Source organism: Mumia zhuanghuii (assembly GCF_042681565.1).
Taxonomy (GTDB): domain Bacteria; phylum Actinomycetota; class Actinomycetes; order Propionibacteriales; family Nocardioidaceae; genus Mumia.
On the sequence record NZ_JBHUFT010000008.1, the window covers coordinates 276,524 to 296,483 of the forward strand.

Consider the following 19,960-nt stretch of genomic DNA (forward strand, 5'->3'; position numbering starts at 1 on the left):
CGGGGTCGCCAGCGGCGGCTGAGCCTTCGGCTCCAGCGGACCCACCACCAGCGAAGGCTGCGTCGGATTCGGACGGCGACGGCGTGACGGAGCGTCCGGATGCGGTGTCGGCGGCGGTCACCGCCCGGCTTACTGGCGAACCGGTGGAGGACCTGTCCGCTCGTACCGAGTCAGCGCAGGTGTTTGCGAACCCGGATGGAACGTGGACGTCGGAGACGGCGTCGGGGCCTGTCCGCGTCGCCGACGACGCCGGGGCATGGCGCGTCATCGACACGGACGTGGTCGCGACCGCCGACAATGAGGGTTTGGCGGCGCGGTATGCGTCGGCGGATGTGGTGTTCTCCGACGGCGGGGACAAGACGTTCGCGACGGTGACCGACAAGGACGGCAACCGGTCGTCGTTCGGGTGGCCGACGGTGCTGCCGAAACCGGTCGTGGACGGCAACATCGTTACCTATCCCGGCGCGGTCGAGAACGGCGATCTTGTGGTGACGGCCTTGCCGACGGGGTTCTCGCACTCGGTTGTGCTGCGTGAGGCACCGACGGGTCCGTTGGAGATCCCGATCCCGCTGGAGACCCCGGAGGGTGAGCTGATTGAGAAGGCCAACGGGTCGCTGGTGCTGAAGGCGGACGGCAAGAAGGTGGTCACCGCCCCGCAGCCGCTGATGTGGGATGCCACTGAAGGCCACGACGGGCTCCCGGCGAATGTCGAGCCGGTCGAGACCGCCGTTGAGACCAGCGGCAGCGGTGCCAAGGAGAAGCAGACGCTGGTGCTGTCGCCCGACGAGGCGTGGCTGTCCGACCCGGCGACCCAGTATCCGGTCACGGTGGACCCGTCCTACACCAGCTACGCCAACGGCGACTCCTGGGTCCAGAACGCCGACTACACCACCAGCCAAGGCGGCTCGAGCGAGCTTCGGGCGGGCACGTACGACGCCGGCGGTCACAAGGCGCGCTCGTTCGTGAAGTTCATCGGCATGCTGGCAGACAACGGCGGGTCCGGTCAGGACATCGTCTCGGCGACGTTCAAGATGCGGAACTGGTACTCCGGCTCGTGCACAGCTTCGGCCATCCGGATCAGCCGCATCACCGAGACCTGGTCGGTCGGAGATTTGACCTGGGCGAACCAACCGACGGTCACCTCAACCGGCTCAAGTACGTTCTCGCCCGCATACGGCTACTCGGCGTCCTGTGATGCGGACGGGTACCAGGCGGCGTGGGATGCAACCGCGATCGTGCAGGCGTGGGCCAACGGGTCGAGCAACTGGGGCATCCGGATCGCCGCCGACAACGAGGCCAGCAACTACACCTGGCGCAAGTACCGTTCCAGCGAGCACTCTAACCCCGATACGCGCCCACGGATGGCGGTTACCTACAACTCATACCCAAACACGGCCGGAACTCCTTCGGTCACGACCTCGCCTGCAAGCTCGTCCGGGTACTCGGTACTGCTCACTCCGACCCTTCGGTCCACGGTGGCGGACCCCAACGGTGGCAACGTGCGGGGTATCTTCGAGGTCTACCAAGGAGCAACACTCAAGTGGACCGGGACGTCCGCCTACGTCGCGTCTGGTTCGAGCGCATCTGTGACGGTCCCGGCCGGGACACTCGCTCACGGCGTCGCCTACTCGGTAAAGGTGCGCGCCAACGACGGAAGTCTGAGCTCGAAGGCATACTCGGCCTCGACGGCTTTCACGACCGACACCGCGAAGCCCGCGGTAGCGATAACCGCATCGGCTTTCACAAATGGGCAATGGCGGCAGGACACGCCGTCGTCGAACGTGTTTACGCTAACAGGTGCCAGCGATACTGCATCGTTCGCGTACACATTAGACGGCGTGTCCAAGCCTCGGTTGTCTGCGGGAACGGGCGGCGCCGCATCGCTGGCGTGGCTTCCCGGGAAGGGCTCCCACAAGCTGACGGTGACCCCGACTGACAAGGCCGGCAATGTCGGATCGACGGCAACCTTTACCTTCGGGTACGGCGGCGCGTCGTTCCTTGCACCCAGCAGTTCCACTCGCTCGACAGCGATGTTCCCCGTGCAGGTGTCTGGTCCCCCGAATGCCACCACAGCGGCACTGTCGTGGCGCTACTCGGGGCAGACCGCGTGGCATCCTGTCCAGGGACTCGCCGACGATGGTGAGCCGTGGCTGGGAACGGTCACGAACGCCAGCGACGGATCGGCGTCGACCTCACCTGCGCTTCTGTGGGACGCAACGGCGCAGGAAGACCCCGCAAGCGCTGCGGTGCCGAAGGCGGCGATCAAGGCGCCTGCCCTGATCGAGCTGAATGCGTGCTTCACCTACGCGGGAACGCCGTCGCAGGTGTGCTCGGGGCCGCGGAAGGTCCAGCTCGTCGACAATGCATTCGGCCCGAACCTCCCCGTGACCGCGGTCGGGCCGGCCCAGGTGGCGCTGCTGACGGGTGAGATGTCGTTGATGGAGACTGACGCCACCGACACGTTGGCGGGAGTGGGGCGCACGTTCTCCTCGTTCGACCGATCGACCACGACGCCCGGGCCGTTCGGACCAGGCTGGTCGGACACACTGCTCGCCCCGGGCGAATCCACTGCAGAGTTGCTTGATCACCGCGCCAAGGACCGTACCTTCGTGCTGGTCACCGCAGGCGGCGCGTCCCAGATGTTCACAACGGTGGACCCGGGCATCGACCCGACGGCACCGAACGGGCCTGTGCAGTTCCGACCGGCCGGTGTCGACGACGGAAGCCGCCTCACCCTCGATGGTGCCACGGTGACGTTGACGCGGGCACCGTCCTCGGAGACGGTGTGGGAGCAGGGCGAGGACGGATCGTGGGTCCTGCTCGAGGCAAGCAACACACCCGAGGAAGAGCCCGAGACGACCTTTACGTTCGATGACGACAGGTTCCTCACCTGGATCGCCGAAACCGAACCCGGGGCTGCCGCAACCTGCACGGCGTCGGTTCAGGAGACGGGTTGTCGGGGTCTCAAGGTCAACTACACCGGCACCGGCGATGCTCGACGGGTTTCGACCATCCAACGTGTCGTGGCTGGGCGGCCTGCGGTAACGCTGGCGACCTACACCTACGCCGCCGGGCGTCTCGGCACGGTGTGTAGCCGCGACCCCGACGGTGCAGGCGCCGGCAAGCCGTTGTGCTCGACGTATGAGTACGACACGACGACGGTCGCCGGTCGTACCCTGCTGAAGCGGTTCGCGCCGCCGGGGCAAGTCTCGTGGCAGTTCACCTACGACGCCTCCGGTCGTCTGACGACGGTCACCCGTCCGCTGGATGAGCACTCGAACGACGCCACCGGGACGCCCGTCACCTGGACCGTGTCCTACGACCTTGCGACCATCACGGCGGGGCTACCTGACCTCTCTGCGGCATCAGCCGCGGAGTGGGGGCAGAGCACGGTGCCGACGAAGGCCTACGCCGTCTTCAGCCCTGATCACATCCCGGCGGCAACCCCGACGAGCGCGGACCTCGAACACGCGAGCCTGTGGTTCGTCGATGCTGTCGGTGCAGTCACCAACACCGCGATCCACGGCAACGTCGACGGCATCGGTCAGTGGCTCGTCGATTCGATCTGGTATGAGAACGGCAACGTGGTGCGGACACTCGACGGCGCCGGGCGTGCGCGCGCACTGGCCGCACCGGCCGCCGAGCGCCCGAGCGTGGCCGCGGAGGCGTCAGCCTTCACCGTCTACAACGACGACGGCGACGACGATCCCGACGACGGTGACGGCACCCGAGCGGAAGATCAGTTCGGGCCCGTCCGCACCGCCACGCTGCGTGACGGCACGACTGGCCCGTACCGACCCCACCAGAGCTTCACCTACGACGACGAAGACCCCACACTCGGTGGCGACAACAAGCCAGAACTGCCGGCCGGAAAGACCTCTTTCAATCTCGTTGTCGAAACGACTCGCTCTGCCGCCGATCCCGACTTCGGAGGCGCCCACGATCCCACGATGGTTCGGCTCGACTATTCACCTGTCGCCGAAGGCGACGGCAACGGTTGGACACTCGGGAGGCCGACCCGCCAACGCATCCGACTCGACGATGGGTCGTGGTCGACTACGGTCACGCGCTACGACGCTGCCGGGGCCGAAATCGAGAGTCGGCTTCCCGGCGGAGCATCGGACAGCTCGGGGGTCGGATCCGATGCCTATGCGACGGTCACGACCTACTTCGCAGTCGACGCCGTCGACGGAGACTGTCGAGCGAACCTTGCCAGCGAGCAACAGCGCCGGGCCTGGATCGGGCTCACCTGCAAGGTCGGTCCTGCCGTGCAACCGACCGACCCCTCTATCCCGATCGTCTACTACGCGGACTATGACGAGGACCTCCAGCCCACGCGCATTGAAGAGACGTCCGGTTCGGACACCCGGGTCACGACCCACACCTACGACGCGCTCGGGCGAAGCGTCGCCACCACGGTCCAAGCACCCGGCGACACCCGCACGTCCACATTCGAATACGACCCCGAGTCCGGCCTGCCGACCACGCAGTCGGCCGCCGGTGCGAGCGTCCTCACCGAGTACGACAGCTGGGGACGGGCCTGGAAGTACACCGACGCGAGCGGGATGACATCGACCACCACATTCACCGTCGACGACCAAATTGCAACCGTCGACGACGGCGCCGGAAACTACAGCTTCGTCTACGACGGAAACACCGGCGAGCACCGAGGGCTCGCGACCGCGGTCACGGTTGGTGGCCTCATCGACGGCGCAGCCGGGACCTTCTCCCTCACGCACGACGCACGCGGCGCCCAGACGTCGGTCACCTACCCCAACGGGATGTCGTCCCGCACCACCACCAACGAGGCCGGCGTTAGAACAGGGCTGGAGTACCTCGACCCTGACGAACAGCCGATCCTCACCTTCGGCGCCACAACCGATGTGCGCGGGCGCACGATCGCCAGCTCATCCGACGTCTCAAGCCAGGCCTACTCCTTCGATGACCTCGGCCGACTGACGCAAGTCCAAGACAGTCGGGCAGGTGAGTGCCTCACTCGTACCTACGGATTCACCCCAGCGTCCGAGCGAAAAACCTTCGCAGCCTTCGCAGCGGCCGAAGACGGAACTTGCCAGAGCGCAACACCTTCCGTCCAGGAGATCAGCGAGTACGACACCGCATCGCGGATCCGTGACGACGGCTATGCCTACGACGGCTTCGGTAGAACCATCACCATCCCCAAGTCAGACACCGGTCCGGGCGCTGTTAGCGCGTTGGGCGTGAGTTACTTCGCGAACGATATGGTGGAGTCACTCACCCAGGATGTCGACAACGGAATGGGCGGGACGAATCAGCGTCGGATCTCCTATGTGCTCGAACCGATCGACCGTATCGGATCGATCATCAATGCAAGCAACGACGTCGAGGGCAGTCGTCTCAGGTACCGGTACTCCGACGACTCCGACTCCCCAACGAGTGTCCAATCCTCCATCGACGGCGGAGACACCTGGACCAGCACCCGATACGTCACCCTGCCCGACCTCGGCATGGTCGCCTCCGTCTCGGGCACCGACACCGTGTTTCAGCTGGCAAACCTTCACGGGGACATCGTCGCAACACAGAACCAGACCCCCGACGTCCCCATCGCGATCGACACCTATACCGAAAGTGACGAATACGGCAACCCGATCGAGTCGGCCCACTCGAGCCGATACGGGTGGCTCGGCTCCCATCAGCGATCGTCCGACACCCTCGGCGGACTGGTGCTCATGGGCGCCCGCCTCTACAACCCCAGCACCGGCCTCTTCACCTCCCCAGACCCCATCCGCAACGGCGGAGCAAACCCGTACGCGTATCCCACCGACCCCATCAACGTCTGGGACCCAACTGGGGCGGGATGGGCGGATCTCGGTAATCTGGCGCTCGTCTTTTTCGAGACTGCGCTAGGTACATTTTGTAGGACGACTGGACTTGCTGGCTTCGCCTGCGCTGCCGGCCTTGGCGGGCTTATGGGTGCCGCGGGGTACGCCTTTAAAGTAGGGTTCTCGTCGAATAAGTTCAGCTGGAACGGGCTTGGGATGGCGGCTAGCTACGGAGCACTTGCCGGAGTTGTAGGGTACGTCGGCCCAAAATTCGGGAACTGGGTTAAGAGCAATGCGGAGAAGTTGATCCGCGGTACTAACCGGGCGATTGACCGCATGGCAAAGAAGCTTCGGAAATTTGCTGGCAAGTATGGTTTGCGGAGTCTGGCGAATAGGGTCACTGATTTTGTAGTCACTGTCAGGTACTATGTCGAGTACTTCTTCAGAATCTGGCTCTATGAATAGGCCAGGCGCTGTACGCGATTTGAAGCGACTGAATTCGAAGGCTTCCCTCTTCAGGAGAGGGTTTCCGATATGTGGTCGTTAATTCTCGAATCCGCGCCTTGGGTTGCGACTGCTCTGGCCGGCGGGATATTCGGCCATGTCTTTTGGCGGTGGTTCGATCGCCGGATGCCGGATGGCTGGCGGCCGACGCTGGCGGTCATCGGAATCCTCATTGCGATCTTCGGTGCATCGCTCACTGCCCTGGCTCTGCTTCCCGAATCGAAGCAGATCACGGGTCTATTTGTCGCTCTATCTGCAGCCTCCCCGCTCTTCGCGGTCTTGGCGATCGCCAGGAAGGCGCGTCATTCGGTTAGCGTGCGCCTGGAACGGAACGGCGCGAATGATGATCAGATCGACGCGTAGATGCAGGGAAACGCTCACCAACCTCGTCGATCGCGCCCGGGCCAACGCAAAGTGCGGGCGCGCGGTGCGGATTTCGCGGCGTCAGTCCTCGAACGTCGTCACCTCGGTCTCCTTGACGCTCGCCCACACGGAGACGCCCTCGTGCAGGTCGAGCGCGGCGATGGCCTCGCGGGTCACGTCGGCGACCAGAGGCACCGCCCCGCGTAGGTGCACGCGGACGGCGTCGCCGTGCGGGACGAGGCTCACGATCCGCAGCTGCCAGAGGTTGCGCGCGGACGTGACGGGCTCTTCGCGGAAGAGCGTGACCGCGGTCGGGCTGAAGGTCCGGTACGTGTCGCCGTCGCGCATCAGGTTGCGTCCCATCAGGTGCGCGACGTAGTCCGTACGGGGCCTGCGGGAGATCTCGTCGGGCGTGCCGGCCTGGGTGAGCCGGCCCTCCTCGATGACCGCCACCCGGTCCGCGAGCACGAACGCGTCGAGCGGGTCGTGCGAGACCAGCACCGTGACGCCGCCGAAGTCGCGCACGTGCTGGCGTAGGAACGCCCGCACCTCCGTCGTCACCGAGACGTCGAGCGCGGACGTCGGCTCATCGAGGAGTAGCAGGGCGGGATCACAGGCGAGCGCCCGTACGATCGCGATCCGCTGGCGTTGACCGCCGGACAACCGGGCCGCCTTGCGAGCGGCCAGGTCGGCAAGCCCCGTACGGGTCAGGATCTCGTCGGCGCGCTCCCGGGCAGCGCGGCCACGCCGCGTACGGGAGACCGAGGCGGTGCCGACGTGGTGGCGCAGCCCGAACGCCACGTTGTCGCGGACCGACAGGTGCGGGAACAGCAGCGGGTCCTGGAAGACCATCGTCAGGTCACGCTGGGGAGTCGGCGTCCGGACACCCGATGCGGTGTCCTCCAGGACGGTGTCGCCGAGGACCACGTGGCCCTCGTCGAGCGACGTGAGTCCCGCCAGGGCGCGCAGCAGCGTGCTCTTGCCGGCGCCGTTGGGGCCGACCAGCGCGAGGACCTCACCGGGTGGCACCGCGAAGGCAGCCTCGGCGGCGAACGCCCCCCGACGCAGCCGCAGCCTCGCGTCGAGCCCAGTCACGCCTGCCCCGCCCATGCGCGGCCGGTCCACGACGAGCGCAGCGCCACGAGGACCGCGACGCTGATCGCCAGCAGGATCACGCTCAGCATGATGGCCGTGTCGGCATCGGACTGCATCGCGCCGTAGATCTGCAACGGCATCGTCCGTGTCACGCCCGGCACGCTCCCGGCGAACGTGATCGTCGCCCCGAACTCGCCGAGCGCTCGTGCCCACGCCAGGGCGGCACCCGCGGCGATCCCGGGTGCGGCGAGAGGCAGGGTGATCCGCCAGAACGTGACGAGACGGTGGGCGCCGAGCGTCGCGGCGACCTCGTCGTACCGGTGGCCCGCGGTCCGCAGCGCACCTTCGACGCTCATCACGAGGAAGGGGAGTGCGACGAACGACTGGGCGAGGACGACCGCCACCGTGGTGAACGGGATCGTGACGCCGAAGGCCTCATCGAGCCACTGCCCGACGACACCCCGCCGCCCGAACACCATCAGCAGGGCCACGCCGCCGACCACCGGCGGGAGGACCAGCGGCACGTTCACGAGCGCCCGGACGACGCTGCGCCCGCGGAACTCCGTACGGGCGAGCACCCAGGCCAGAGGCACCCCGAGCACAAGGCACACGGCGGTGGCGACCGTCGACGTGACCAGGCTCAGCCGGAGCGCGTCGAGGATCTCCGGCTTGCCGAGCCGCTCCAGGAACGTGCCCCACGGAGCACGCAGCAGCAGCCCGCCGAGCGGGAGCAGCAGGAGGAGGAGGCCGACGACGGACGGGATGACAAGCGTGACCGGCACCCGTCCGAGGGCGGGAGCGCCCCGACTGGTCACGCGGCTGGCCCGAACCCGTGCTGCGCGAGGACCTTCTGCCCCTGCTTGCTCGTGACGAGGTCGACCCAGTCGCGACCGAGGTCGGCGCCCTGGGAATCGACGAGGACGACGATCGGATCGACGTTGACGACCTCCGAGGCGTTCTCCGCCTCAACCGTCTCGACGTCGTCGCCGGCCGCCTGCGCGTCGGAGCGGTAGACCAGCCCGGCGTCGACCTCGCCGAGCGTCACCTTGGTGAGGACGCCTTTCACGTTCTGCTCCTCGGTCGTCGGCTTCGCGGTGTTGCCGTCGAGGGCGAGCAGGCGCTGCGCGGCGTCGCCGCACGGTGATTGCGGCACGCACACGGCGAACGTGGCGCGGCCCAGATCCTGAACGCCGCGGACCTTGCCGGGGTTGTCGGGCGGGGTCGCGATGACGAGGGTGTTGCTCGCGAAGAGCACGGGGTCACCGTCGGCGGCGTCCGCCTCGACGACCTTGCGCATCGTCGTCTCGTCGGCGGTCGCGAGGACGTCGGCGGGTGCGCCCTGGATCACCTGCTCCGCGAGCACGGCCGAGGAGTCGTACGTCAGCCGGACGTCCACCCCGTCGTGCTCGTGCTCGAACACAGGCTCCAGGTCGTCGAAGGCCTCGGTCAGCGAGGCGGCTGCAAGGACGGTGAGCGTACGGTCCTGCGACGCGCCTCCCTCGTCCTCGTCGGCGCCCCCGCAGCCGGCGAGGACGAGGGAGGTGGCAGCTGCGGCGAGCGCGAGGCCCGCGCCCGTACGGAACGGCGAACGCTTCACGGGGTGACCTCCAGGGTGACGTTCGTGGCCTTCACGCCGGCGACCGCGACGACCCCAACCTCGAGGCCGAGGTCGCTCACGGCCTCGGCGCTGATGAGGGAGACGATCCGGTAAGGCCCGCAGCACAGCTCGACCTGCGCCATCACCGTGTCGGCGACGACCCGGGTCACGATGCCGCGCAGCTGGTTGCGGGCGCTGCGAACGTGAGTCCGCTCGGGGTCTGCGGGGGCGTCGGCGAGCTCGACGGCGAGTGCGGCGAGGTCACGCCCCTCCACTGCCGCGGCGCCGTTCGCGAGCCGCGTCGGGGCGAACCGCCCCTGGTCGGCCCAGCGACGGACCGTGTCGTCGCTGACGCCGAGGAGCTCGGCGGCCTCGGAATAGCGATACGCTGGCACGGCAGCAGGCTAGCAGAAATGACCGCATATGCGGAGTGGATACGCAGAATCGGCTCGTGTGTGCGGAGCATTGGCGAGTGGGTGGTTCGGTTGCCTGGGGGCGCCTGGGAGAATGGCCGGGTGAGCAGCACCGATCCTTCCCCGACGCCCGGGCAGCCGACGCAGGAGCAGCCGGCGTCGGAGCCGGACCAGGCCCCCGCGAAGCCGCGGTCGACATACGGCAACCCGGCGTTCGCCGACATCGCCCGCTCGATGGGTGCCATGGCGGTGATCGTGGTCGGGCTGTACCTGGTCGGCCAGTTCTTCTGGGGCAACACGCCCGACGAGCGGCCGCCGGTCGCGTACGAGCAGACCGTCGAGGATGTACGTCAGACGGCTCCGTACCCGGTGTATTCGCCCACCTCGCTTCCTGACGGGTGGCGTGCGAACGGCGTCACGTTCAAGCCTGGCGAGTCCGGGCGGTGGCACCTGGGGGTTCTCACCGAGGACGACCGCTACATCGGCCTCGAGCAGGCGCTCGACTCCGCGCCGCGGATGATCGAGGCCTATGCGCCCGGCGTCGAGCAGCGTGCGGACGTCGAGGTCGCCGGCAAGACCTGGCAGCTGTGGACCGGCGGCGGCGAGACCACCTTCGTCCGCGAGGAGGGGGAGATGACGGTGCTCGTCACCGGGCCCGCCCCCCGCGAGGACATCGAGCGTTTCATGGGGCTCCTCTCCTCCGAGTAGCCCCTCGACTCACTGCGCGGCGGCTCCCGAGTCACCGCGCTGCGCCGCCTTCTCCTGAGCGCGCTGCAGGCGCGCCCGCGCGCCGTCGAGCCACTGCTGGCAGATCGCGGCCAGCTCTTCGCCGCGCTCCCACAGCGTGAGCGACTCCTCGAGCGTCGTCCCGCCGGCCTCGAGCCTGGAGACGACCTCGGCGAGCTCCTCGCGTGCCTGCTCGTACGGGATCTCCGGGGTCGACGCGGTGGCGTCGTCGCTCGGCTCGGTCATCGGGACTCCTCGTCGTCATCGGTGAGGTCGGCGTGCGGTGAAGGGGCGGTAGAGAGCGTACGGAGGGTGGCGTGGCCGTCGACCACCCGCAGGGACACCTCGGCATCGGGGGAAAGCTGGTCGATCGACGTGATGACGGTGCCGTCAGCGGTTTGTGCGACCGCGTAGCCACGCTCGAGCGTCCGCAGCGGCGACAGTGCGCGCACCCGGGCGAGCTGCGCGGCGGCGTCGTGGTGCGCGAGGTCGAGCCGGTGGCCGAGCGACCGGCGTGCCCGCCCCAGGAGCTCGTCGACGCGGGCGGTCTGCTCGTCGATCAGCGTCGCGGGTCGGGCCAGCGACGGCCGGCTCCGGACCGCGTCGAGCCGGTGCTGTTCGCGCCCGAGGCGCTGGTCGACCGCGTACCAGGCGCGGCGGCGCAGCTGGGTCAGGTGCTGGAGCTCGTCGGCGACGGCCGGGACGACCCGCTTCGCCGCGTCGGTGGGCGTGGACGCACGGACGTCGGCGACGTGGTCGAGGAGGGGCACGTCGGGCTCGTGGCCGATCGCGCTCACCACCGGCGTACGGGCGGCGGCGACGGCGCGCACGAGGCCCTCGTCTGAAAACGGCAGGAGGTCCTCGACGGAGCCGCCGCCGCGGGCGACGATGATGACGTCCACCGACTCGTCGGCGTCGAGCGCGCGCAGCGCGGTGATGACCTGAGCGGCGGACGAGTTGCCCTGCATAAGCGCGTACGAGATCCCGAACTCCACACCGGGCCAGCGCAGGCGTGCGTTCTCGAGGATGTCGCGCTCGGCTGCCGAGCCCTTGCCCGTGATCAGGCCGATGCGGTGCGGGAGGAACGGCAGCGGCCGCTTGCGTGCGGCGTCGAACAGGCCCTCGGCGGCGAGCAGCTGGCGACGCTGCTCGATGCGGGCCAGCAGCTCGCCCATGCCGACGGGGCGGATCTCGCGCGCGTTGAGCGACAAGGTGCCGTTGGCGGGATAGAAGTCGGGCTTGGCGTGGACGACGACCCGCGCGCCCTCCGTGATCGGCGTGGCGGAGCGGTCGAGGACGATCCGGCGGCAGGTCACCGACATCGAGATCTTGGCATCGAGGTCGCGCAGGGTCAGGAAGCACACCCCTTGGCGACGGGTGAGCTGAGCGATCTCGCCCTCGATCCACTGGGCGCCGAGCCGTGCGATGTAGTCGCCCATCAGCTGGGAGATCACGCGCAGCGGCGCGGGTGAGTCAGGGGTGGTCTCGAGGGCCATGCAGCAACCCTAGGCGCATCGGCAGACAGCAAGCGGCGACGGCGCCAGGAGCTGTGGAGGACTCCCCTACGATGGGGGCATGGCTTCGGACACCGTGACACTCGGCATGCCCGCGCTCGGCGCGGACCGCGATCTCCTGCTCGCCGCGCCACGCGGCTACTGTGCAGGCGTCGACCGCGCCGTCATCACGGTCGAGAAGGCGCTCGACCTGTACGGGGCGCCCGTCTACGTCCGCAAGCAGATCGTCCACAACAAGCACGTCGTGCAGACCCTCGAGCACCGCGGCGCCGTCTTCGTCGAGGAGCTCGACGAGGTGCCGACCGGCGCCACGGTCGTGTTCTCGGCGCACGGCGTCTCGCCGGCCGTCCACATCGATGCCTCCGCCCGTGGGCTCAAGACCATCGACGCGACCTGCCCGCTGGTGACCAAGGTGCACCACGAGGCGAAGCGGTTCGCCCGTGAGGACTACCGCATCCTGCTGATTGGGCATGCCGGTCACGAGGAGGTCGAAGGCACCCACGGCGAGGCACCCGAGGCGATCACGCTCGTCGAGACCGTCGCCGACGTCGAGGCGCTGTCGTTCCCTGCGGACACCAAGCTCTCCTGGCTGTCGCAGACCACGCTCAGCGTGGACGAGACGATGGCGATCGTCGATGCGCTGCGCGCAAAGTTCCCGCAGCTGGAGGACCCGCCGAGCGACGACATCTGCTACGCCACCCAGAACCGCCAGCTCGCGGTCAAGGAGATCTCCGAGGGCGCCGACCTGATGATCGTCGTCGGCTCGGCCAACTCGTCGAACTCCGTACGCCTCGTCGAGGTCGCGCTCGAGGCCGGAGCCAAGGCCTCGTACCGGGTCGACGACGTGAGCGAGATCCGCGAGGAGTGGCTCGAGGGTGTCGACAAGGTCGGCGTCACCTCCGGCGCGTCGGTGCCCGAGGAGCTGGTGCAGGGCGTGATCGCGTTCCTCAACGAGCGCGGCTTCCCGCCCGCGACCGCGGTGCACACCGCCGAGGAGAGCCTGATCTTCGCGCTTCCGCCGGAGCTGCGCCGCGACCTGCGCAAGGCCGGCCAGCCCGTCTGACGCAGCTCCGTCCCGTCCGCGATTCGGGCGCTTTCCCACCGATCGCGTGCGCCGAAGCAGGGGGAAACTGCCCGAATCGCGGACGGGACGGAGCCAGCCTCAGGCGCGGGCGTCCTCGGGCAGGCCCGCCAGGTGCAGGCCCGAGCGGACCTTGTAGCGCTTGTTCACGTTGATCAGCACGGCCGTGAAGGGCTCGAGCTGGCGTGCGATCCGCAGGGCGCCGGCGTCGATGCCGCGCAGGCCGCTGACCGTACGGGCGAGGTCGGCGACGAGGTCCTTCGACTCCGCGTCGTCCCCGCACACGAGCACGTCCTCGTGCGACAGCGGCTCCGGCGTCTTCCACAGCGACAGTGCGGCCACGTGGTGGAACGCGCCGACGACCTTCGCGCTCGGGACCGCGGCCTGCGTGAGCTCAGCAGCGGACTCCGGCAGCGTCAGACCGTACGGGCCGGCGGCGTCGAACGCGAGGGGGTTCACGCAGCTGATCACCGTCTTGCCGTCGAGGACCGGAGCGAGATCGGCGACGAGCTCGACGTAGCCGTCCCACGGCACGGCGAGCAGCACGATGTCCGCCCCGGCGGCGGCGTCGGTGTTGGTCGCGCCGGACAGCGTGCCGGTGCCACCGTTCTCGGCGACGCGTGCCGCGATCTCCTCGGCCTTCTCGCCGGCGCGCTCGGCCGAGCGCGATCCGATGACGACGGTGTGGCCCGCGAGGGCGAAGCGGTAGGCGAGTCCGCGACCCTGGGGCCCGGTTCCTCCGACGACGGCGATGGTGTGAGTCATGGTGTCCTTCGCTCAGACTGAGTGCTGCCTTCCATGGCAGGACGCATCGTCTCACGCGTGACGGAACGGGATTACGATGAGGCGATCATGACGAGCGATCGCGAGATCCGACGGGCGCTGGCCCGCGCAGAGGCCGGGAAGTCCCTCGACCACGACGAGGCGCTGGCGCTGGCGTCGGCGCGAGGCGACGACCTCGTCCGCCTGTCCGCCGTCGCCACCCGCGTGCGGGACGCGGCGATGGAGGCCGCAGGCCGGCCCGGCGTCGTCACGTACTCCCGCAAGGTCTTCATCCCCGTCACCCGGCTGTGCCGAGACCGCTGCCACTACTGCACGTTCGCGACGACGCCGAACCGCGTCGACGCGCCTTTCCTATCACCGGACCAGATCGTCGCGATCGCGGCGCAGGGCGCGGCTCAGGGGTGCAAAGAGGCCTTGTTCACGCTCGGCGACCGTCCGGAGGACCGCTGGCCCCAGGCCGAGGAGTGGCTCCACGAGCACGGCTACGACGACACGCTGTCGTACGTGCGGGCGATGGCGATCCGTGTGCTCGAGGAGACGGGCCTCCTGCCGCACCTCAACCCTGGCGTGATGTCGTGGGCGGAGCTGCAGCGGCTGCGGCCGGTCGCGCCGTCGATGGGGATGATGCTCGAGACGACGGCGACGCGCCTGTGGTCGGAGCCGGGCGGTCCGCACTATGCCTCCCCCGACAAGGACCCGGCGCTGCGGATCCGCGTGCTCGAGGACGCCGGGCGCATCGGCATCCCGTTCACCACCGGCATCCTCGTCGGGATCGGCGAGACCGTGTCCGAGCGTGTCGACGCGCTGTTCGAGCTGCGCCGGATCGCGCGGACGTACGGCTCGGTGCAGGAGGTGATCGTCCAGAACTTCCGCGCCAAGGACGACACGGCGATGCGCAACGAGCCTGACCTGGGCGTCGAGGAGTACCTCGCGACGCTCGCTACCGCGCGGATCGTCCTCGGCCCGTCGGTGACGATCCAGGCGCCGCCGAACCTGTCCGACCCAGCCTCGATCGCACCGCTGCTCGCGGCTGGCGTCGACGACTGGGGCGGGGTCTCGCCGGTCACGCCGGACCACGTGAACCCTGAGCGTCCCTGGCCGCAGATCGACGACCTCGCTCGCTGGACCGCCGAGTCCGGGCTGCAGCTGTCCGAGCGGCTGACCGCGCACCCGCGCTTCGTCCGCGAGACGTTGTCGGGGGAGCGGCCGTGGTTCGACACCCGGCTGGCGCCGCACGTGTCTGCGCTGGCCGCACCCGACGGCCTCGCCGCCGCCGACGCGCCGGTGGTCGGGCGCCCGTGGCAGGAGCCCGAGACCCCGATGGAGGCCGCCGGTCGTACGGAGCTGCACACTGAGGTCGACACCGTCGGGCGCAGCGCGGACCGGCGCAGCGACTTCGCGGGGGTCTACGGCGACTGGGACGAGGTACGCGAGCACGCCTCGCGCACCTCCGTACCAGTCGGGCTCCCGTCCGTCCCCGCGCGGCTCGACGCCGACGTCCGGACGGCGCTGTCGCGGGCAGAGGCGACGCCGGGCGGGTTGTCCGACGCCGACTACCTCGCGCTGATGACCGCCGAGGGCCCGGCGCTCGACGCGGTCTGCCGTCTCGCCGACGACCTGCGGCGCGACGCGGTCGGTGACGACGTCACGTACGTCGTCAACAGGAACATCAACTTCACCAACGTCTGCTACGTCGGGTGCCGGTTCTGCGCGTTCGCGCAGCGCAAGTCCGACGCCGACGCCTACACGCTCTCGCTTGACCAGATCGGCGACCGCGTCCGTGAGGCGGTCGAGCTCGGCGCGACCGAGGTCTGCCTGCAGGGCGGCATCTCACCCGACCTCGGCCCCTCGGCCTACGCCGACATCGTGCGTGCCGTGAAGGCGGCGTCGCCCGGTATCCATGTCCACGCGTTCAGCCCGATGGAGGTCGTGACCGCGTCGGCGAAGGCCGGGCGCTCGATCCGCGACTGGCTGACCGAGCTGCACGAAGCAGGCCTCGACACCATCCCGGGGACCGCCGCCGAGATCCTCGACGACGACGTGCGCTGGGTGCTCACCAAGGGCAAGCTGCCCGCCGCGCAGTGGATCGAGGTCGTCGAGACGGCGCACTCGCTCGGGATCCGGTCGAGCTCGACGATGATGTACGGCCACGTGGACAACCCGCGCCACTGGGTCGGGCATCTGCGGACGCTCTCCGAGGTGCAGGACCGTACGGGCGGCTTCACCGAGTTCGTCGCACTCCCGTTCATCCACACGAACGCGCCGATCTATCTCGCGGGCGTCGCCCGCCCCGGACCGTCCATGCGCGACAACCGGGCCGTGCACGCACTCGCCCGGATCATGCTGCACGGACGGATCGACAACATCCAGACGTCGTGGGTCAAGCTCGGCACCGAGGGGACGCGCGCGATGCTGCAGGGCGGTGCGAACGACCTCGGCGGCACGTTGATGGAGGAGACGATCAGCCGGATGGCCGGGTCGCAGCACGGCTCGGCGAAGACCGTCGAGGAGTTGCGAGTGATCGCCGAAGGGATCGGGCGTCCGGTGCGTGAGCGTCGTACGGACTACGTGCACCAGCGGGTGGCCTGACCGAATCACCCCGCGCGGGCGATGCCGGGTGTCGCGCGGCGCGTGAGAGTTGATCCGGCTGGCGCAGTGTGCGCCGGCCGATGACTTGCGGAAAGGCACCCCAATGGACGATTTCTGGGACTTCTTCTGGCTCCTCGTGTGGAGCTTCGTCTTCGTGGCGTACCTGATCCTGCTCTTCCAGATCCTGACTGACCTCTTCCGCGACCGTGACCTCAGCGGGTGGTGGAAGGCGGTGTGGGTGATCTTCTTGATCATCTTCCCGTTCTTGACGGCGCTCGTGTACCTCATCGCGCGCGGCGGCGGCATGGCCGAGCGGCAGATCGCGTCGATGCGGGCGGCCAAGGCGGAGACGGATCAGTACATCCAGCAGACTGCGGGGCATGCGAGCCCTGCGCACCAGATCGAGACGGCGAAGGCGCTCCTTGACGCCGGCACCATCACGCAGGCGGAGTTCGACCACCTGAAGGCGAAGGCGCTCGCCGGCTGACCGCTCCCACCGGGACGTCATACGTATGGGGGGTTCCGACCCCCCATACGTATGACGTCCCGGTGTGCGTCCGGAGGTCAGCGTGCCGGGACGGAGCTGCGCCACATCACGGCGCCGAGCGACAGTCCGAAGGCGACGACGAGCGCGATCGCGTGATGGGCGAGGGCGACCACGATCATCTGGACGACCGAGGCGTCGGGGGGCGTGCCGGGCTCGTCGATCGCCGACGGCCGGGCGATCGCGACGACGAGCAGCACCGCGAGCAGCGCGATCGGCGGGACGACCATCGGCGCATACAGGGCGCTCCGTGCGGCGGCCAGCGCGTTGGTTGCCGACACCAGGACGAACATCGTGTCGAAGAACCAGCCGAGCCGGCCGGTCGTCGCGATCTCGAGCCAGGCTGTGGAGAACGCAAGGGTGACCGCGACGAGAGCGATGCCTCGTGCGGTCAGGTCCGCCTCGGCGGCACGGGCCGTCCACGCCCTGCGGTGGCGCGGCTTCGACCGTTGCGGCCCACGTGAGAGCCTGGCCCACTGCTGCACGCACCCACGCTAGGGCGTCAGGGCACGATCAGCCTGTACGGCGCGCCGTGTGCGGGCTGCTCGAGCCGTCGGAGCGAGCCTCCTCGGCCGACAGCAGCGCCTCGACGAGGGGGTCGGCAGGCGCCGGCTCGAGCTCGGGAGCCTGCAGTGCACGGGCGCGCGTCTCCACCGGCGCAGGCGCGTCGAGCTCGGTGTCGGGGGCGTGCATCTCGGACATCCGCCGTGCGGTGACCAGGACCCGGGTCTCGAGCGAGCCGACCGCGCCGTTGTAGGCGCCGACGGCGGCGTCGAGGCTGCGACCGACCTTGCCGAAGTGCTTGCCGAGCGTGCCGAGGCGCTCGTACAGCTCACGGGCGAGCGTGTGGACCTCGCGGGCCTGGTCGGCGAGCTGCGCCTGGGTCCAGGCGTAGCCGACCGTCCGCAGCAGCGCGATCAGCGTGGTGGGGGTCGCGAGGACGACGCGCTTCGCGGCGGCGTCCTCCAGCACCGACGGGTCGGCGTCGAGTGCGGCCGACAGGAACGCCTCGCCCGGCACGAAGAGCACCACGAACTCGGGCGCGGTGGGGAACTGGCGCCAGTAGGCCTTGGCAGCGAGCCCGTCGACATGCGTCCGGAGCTGGCGCGCATGTCGTCGCAGATGGGCGGCGTACTCGTCCTCGTCGTCGGCCTCGGTCGCATCGAGGAAGGCGTCGAGCGGGACCTTGGAGTCGACCACGACATGCTTGTCGCCGGCGAGGTGCACCACCATGTCGGGGCGTAGCGCGGCTCCGCTGTCACGGACCGTCGCCTGCAGGTCGAAGTCGACGCGGTCGACCATGCCGGCGAGCTCGGCGGCGCGCTGGAGGTGCATCTCGCCCCACCGGCCACGCACCTGTGGCTTGCGCAGCGCGGTGGACAGCGAGGCGGTCTCGCGCCGCAGCGACTCGCTGGTCGTACGGACCTGCTCGACCTGCTCGCGCAGCTGGCTCTGCCACGAGACACGCCCCTCCTCGATCTCGCGCAGGCGCGTGTCGAAGCGGTCGAGGCTCTCTTTGACCGGCCCGACGGCCCGCTCGGCGACGTGCGCCGAGAGCTGCGCGTGGTCGGTCGCGGTCGCGCCCTGGCGGCGCAGCAGGCCGCTGCCGAGGACCAGTCCGACGGCGAGTCCAGCGACCAGGGCGAGAAGCGCGACGAGGAGCAAGGTCATGCGGTCAGGTTGTCAGCGGCGACTGACACTTCTCGGGAGTGCGCCCCGCGCGTCGCGGCGTGTCGGGCCACCCACGCCGCCGCCGTCCCGGCCGCCGCGAAGAGCGCCCCGAGCACGACCCACCCGACCGTGCCGTGCTCGATCGCCGTCGCCGTCACGAGGACCGGCGACACCATCGCCGCGACGGCGTACCCGGTCTGGGTCAGTCCCTGGTACGCGCCGGCACGCCGCGGGTCGGCGAGCTCGAACGCCATGCCCCACCCGCCGGCTTCACCGAGGATCTCGCCCAGCCCGTGGACCAGAGCAGCCACGACGAGGAGGCCGCACGCGGTCACGACGTCGCCGTAGCCCGCCAGCGCGTACGCCACGCACGCCCCGGCGAGGAGCCACGACCCCCGCCGCACGGCGACTCCTGCTTTGCGCACGTCGTGCGTGCCTCGCGACGCTCTTACCTGGAGCGACGCGACCACGACCGTGTTGAGGACGAGCAGCACCGAGACCATGGCGGTCGGCGCCTCGGTCGTCGCGATCCACAGCGGGACGCCGATCGTCTGGAGGCCGAAGTGCATCGCGACCACGGCGTTGGCGACCACGCTGGCCACGTACGTGCGGTCGCGCCACGGCGACGGGCTGCGGACGAGCGTGGTCTCGACAGGCTCGACCGGCGGGGTCTGGGCGAGCATCGCCTCCGCGAGCGCGGGCACGGCGCGCGGGAGCCGGACGACCGGGACCGCCGCCACGAGCAGGAGGATGCCCGCGGCGAGCATCGCGGCCCGGTACGCGGCTGAGGTGTCCACGACGAGCGCGGCCGCTGCGGTGACGGTGCCGAGTCCGATGCACACGTTGGTGACGACGCGCATCCGCGCCCGGAGGGCGACCCTTTCGGGTCCGACGTACCAGCGCGCGATGATCGCCTGCTTCGCCGTCCCCTGCGCCGAACGTGTGCCGACCGCGACGCAGGCGACGAGGACGAAGGCGAGAGCGTCCGCGGCGAAGGTGTACGCGAGCATCGCCATGCCGTTCAGCGTCATCGCCCACGACTGCACGTGGTGGGCGCCGACCCGGTCCGACAACCAGCCCCCTCCGTACGAGGCGCCGACCCCGATGCCTCCGGCGATGCCGAGCCCGAGCCCGACGGTGGTGGCCTCCAGACCGATCACGCGGGTGAAGTAGAGCGCGCTCACGGTGTAGAAGACGCCGCTCGACAGGGAGTGTGCCGCCGTGCTGAGAGTGAGAGCCCGGGCGACCCGGTCGCGCGGGAAGAATGTCTCGATCACGG

General features: G+C 69.3%; 16 protein-coding genes. 6 read left to right on the top strand and 10 right to left on the bottom strand.

The window, feature by feature from the left end; all coding sequences use genetic code 11:
• The first annotated feature begins 83 nt into the window (after positions 1 to 83).
• The gene (locus ACFSDF_RS09675; protein WP_377157294.1) at positions 84 to 6,266 is read left to right on the top strand and encodes a DNRLRE domain-containing protein; all 6,183 of its coding nucleotides are present in this window, start codon (positions 84 to 86) and stop codon (positions 6,264 to 6,266) included.
• Between the two features lie 69 nt (positions 6,267 to 6,335).
• Positions 6,336 to 6,668, top strand: a complete 333-nt coding sequence (locus ACFSDF_RS09680; RefSeq protein ID WP_167001842.1) for a hypothetical protein — start codon at positions 6,336 to 6,338, stop codon at positions 6,666 to 6,668.
• Positions 6,669 to 6,749: 81 nt separating this feature from the next.
• Here ACFSDF_RS09680 and ACFSDF_RS09685 read toward each other — a convergent pair whose 3' ends face one another.
• From ACFSDF_RS09685 to ACFSDF_RS09700, 4 genes are read right to left on the bottom strand one after another with little or no spacing between them, the layout of a single operon-like run.
• Positions 6,750 to 7,763, bottom strand: coding sequence for an ABC transporter ATP-binding protein (locus tag ACFSDF_RS09685; RefSeq protein ID WP_377157296.1), 1,014 nt, complete (start codon positions 7,761 to 7,763; stop codon positions 6,750 to 6,752).
• On the bottom strand, positions 7,760 to 8,578 hold the full coding sequence (locus ACFSDF_RS09690; RefSeq protein WP_208322275.1) for an ABC transporter permease: 819 nt from the start codon (positions 8,576 to 8,578) through the stop codon (positions 7,760 to 7,762). The genes ACFSDF_RS09685 and ACFSDF_RS09690 overlap by 4 nt, the downstream gene beginning before the upstream one ends.
• Entirely contained in the window at positions 8,575 to 9,360 is a 786-nt protein-coding gene (modA, locus tag ACFSDF_RS09695) for a molybdate ABC transporter substrate-binding protein (RefSeq protein ID WP_377157298.1), read from the bottom strand. The genes ACFSDF_RS09690 and modA overlap by 4 nt, the downstream gene beginning before the upstream one ends.
• Positions 9,357 to 9,755 (bottom strand): TOBE domain-containing protein, encoded by a 399-nt coding sequence (locus ACFSDF_RS09700; protein WP_377157299.1) that lies wholly within the window; start codon positions 9,753 to 9,755, stop codon positions 9,357 to 9,359. Before ACFSDF_RS09700 ends, modA begins: the two co-directional genes overlap by 4 nt.
• 120 nt (positions 9,756 to 9,875) lie before the next feature.
• On the opposite strand from ACFSDF_RS09700, the gene ACFSDF_RS09705 reads away from it, so the two are divergent.
• Positions 9,876 to 10,481 carry a DUF4245 domain-containing protein gene (locus ACFSDF_RS09705; protein ID WP_377157300.1) on the top strand — a complete coding sequence of 202 codons (606 nt, stop codon included), beginning with the start codon at positions 9,876 to 9,878 and terminating at the stop codon, positions 10,479 to 10,481.
• A gap of 9 nt (positions 10,482 to 10,490) precedes the next feature.
• Here ACFSDF_RS09705 and ACFSDF_RS09710 read toward each other — a convergent pair whose 3' ends face one another.
• On the bottom strand, positions 10,491 to 10,745 hold the full coding sequence (locus ACFSDF_RS09710; protein ID WP_167001852.1) for an exodeoxyribonuclease VII small subunit: 255 nt from the start codon (positions 10,743 to 10,745) through the stop codon (positions 10,491 to 10,493).
• The gene (gene xseA, locus ACFSDF_RS09715; protein WP_377157301.1) at positions 10,742 to 11,995 is read right to left on the bottom strand and encodes an exodeoxyribonuclease VII large subunit; all 1,254 of its coding nucleotides are present in this window, start codon (positions 11,993 to 11,995) and stop codon (positions 10,742 to 10,744) included. Before xseA ends, ACFSDF_RS09710 begins: the two co-directional genes overlap by 4 nt.
• Positions 11,996 to 12,101: 106 nt before the next feature.
• Here xseA and ACFSDF_RS09720 point away from each other — a divergent pair, with 106 nt between their 5' ends.
• Positions 12,102 to 13,076 (top strand): 4-hydroxy-3-methylbut-2-enyl diphosphate reductase, encoded by a 975-nt coding sequence (locus tag ACFSDF_RS09720; RefSeq protein ID WP_377159040.1) that lies wholly within the window; start codon positions 12,102 to 12,104, stop codon positions 13,074 to 13,076.
• 99 nt (positions 13,077 to 13,175) lie between these two features.
• Here the strand turns inward: ACFSDF_RS09720 and npdG are convergent, their stop codons facing one another.
• Complete coding sequence (gene npdG, locus ACFSDF_RS09725) at positions 13,176 to 13,859, bottom strand: NADPH-dependent F420 reductase (protein ID WP_167001856.1); 684 nt, start codon at positions 13,857 to 13,859, stop codon at positions 13,176 to 13,178.
• 87 nt (positions 13,860 to 13,946) lie between these two features.
• On the opposite strand from npdG, the gene ACFSDF_RS09730 reads away from it, so the two are divergent.
• Entirely contained in the window at positions 13,947 to 16,466 is a 2,520-nt protein-coding gene (locus ACFSDF_RS09730) for a bifunctional FO biosynthesis protein CofGH (RefSeq protein ID WP_167001858.1), read from the top strand.
• A 103-nt stretch (positions 16,467 to 16,569) separates the two neighbouring features.
• Entirely contained in the window at positions 16,570 to 16,953 is a 384-nt protein-coding gene (locus tag ACFSDF_RS09735; protein WP_167001860.1) for an SHOCT domain-containing protein, read from the top strand.
• 77 nt (positions 16,954 to 17,030) lie between these two features.
• Here the strand turns inward: ACFSDF_RS09735 and ACFSDF_RS09740 are convergent, their stop codons facing one another.
• From ACFSDF_RS09740 to ACFSDF_RS09750, 3 genes are read right to left on the bottom strand one after another with little or no spacing between them, the layout of a single operon-like run.
• The gene (locus ACFSDF_RS09740; protein ID WP_167001862.1) at positions 17,031 to 17,495 is read right to left on the bottom strand and encodes a DUF6542 domain-containing protein; all 465 of its coding nucleotides are present in this window, start codon (positions 17,493 to 17,495) and stop codon (positions 17,031 to 17,033) included.
• A 28-nt stretch (positions 17,496 to 17,523) separates the two neighbouring features.
• Complete coding sequence (locus tag ACFSDF_RS09745; RefSeq protein WP_167001864.1) at positions 17,524 to 18,681, bottom strand: DNA recombination protein RmuC; 1,158 nt, start codon at positions 18,679 to 18,681, stop codon at positions 17,524 to 17,526.
• Entirely contained in the window at positions 18,678 to 19,958 is a 1,281-nt protein-coding gene (locus ACFSDF_RS09750) for an MFS transporter (protein ID WP_377157304.1), read from the bottom strand. The genes ACFSDF_RS09745 and ACFSDF_RS09750 overlap by 4 nt, the downstream gene beginning before the upstream one ends.
• Between the last annotated feature and the right edge of the window lie 2 nt (positions 19,959 to 19,960).

Coding starts and splice junctions, on each gene's coding strand:
- ACFSDF_RS09680 (WP_167001842.1), top strand. CDS start 6,336: ATGTGGTCGTTAATTCTCGAATCCGCGCCTTGGGTTGCGACTGCTCTG.
- ACFSDF_RS09710 (WP_167001852.1), bottom strand. CDS start 10,745: ATGACCGAGCCGAGCGACGACGCCACCGCGTCGACCCCGGAGATCCCG.
- xseA (WP_377157301.1), bottom strand. CDS start 11,995: ATGGCCCTCGAGACCACCCCTGACTCACCCGCGCCGCTGCGCGTGATC.
- ACFSDF_RS09720 (WP_377159040.1), top strand. CDS start 12,102: ATGCCCGCGCTCGGCGCGGACCGCGATCTCCTGCTCGCCGCGCCACGC.
- npdG (WP_167001856.1), bottom strand. CDS start 13,859: ATGACTCACACCATCGCCGTCGTCGGAGGAACCGGGCCCCAGGGTCGC.
- ACFSDF_RS09730 (WP_167001858.1), top strand. CDS start 13,947: ATGACGAGCGATCGCGAGATCCGACGGGCGCTGGCCCGCGCAGAGGCC.
- ACFSDF_RS09735 (WP_167001860.1), top strand. CDS start 16,570: ATGGACGATTTCTGGGACTTCTTCTGGCTCCTCGTGTGGAGCTTCGTC.
- ACFSDF_RS09745 (WP_167001864.1), bottom strand. CDS start 18,681: ATGACCTTGCTCCTCGTCGCGCTTCTCGCCCTGGTCGCTGGACTCGCC.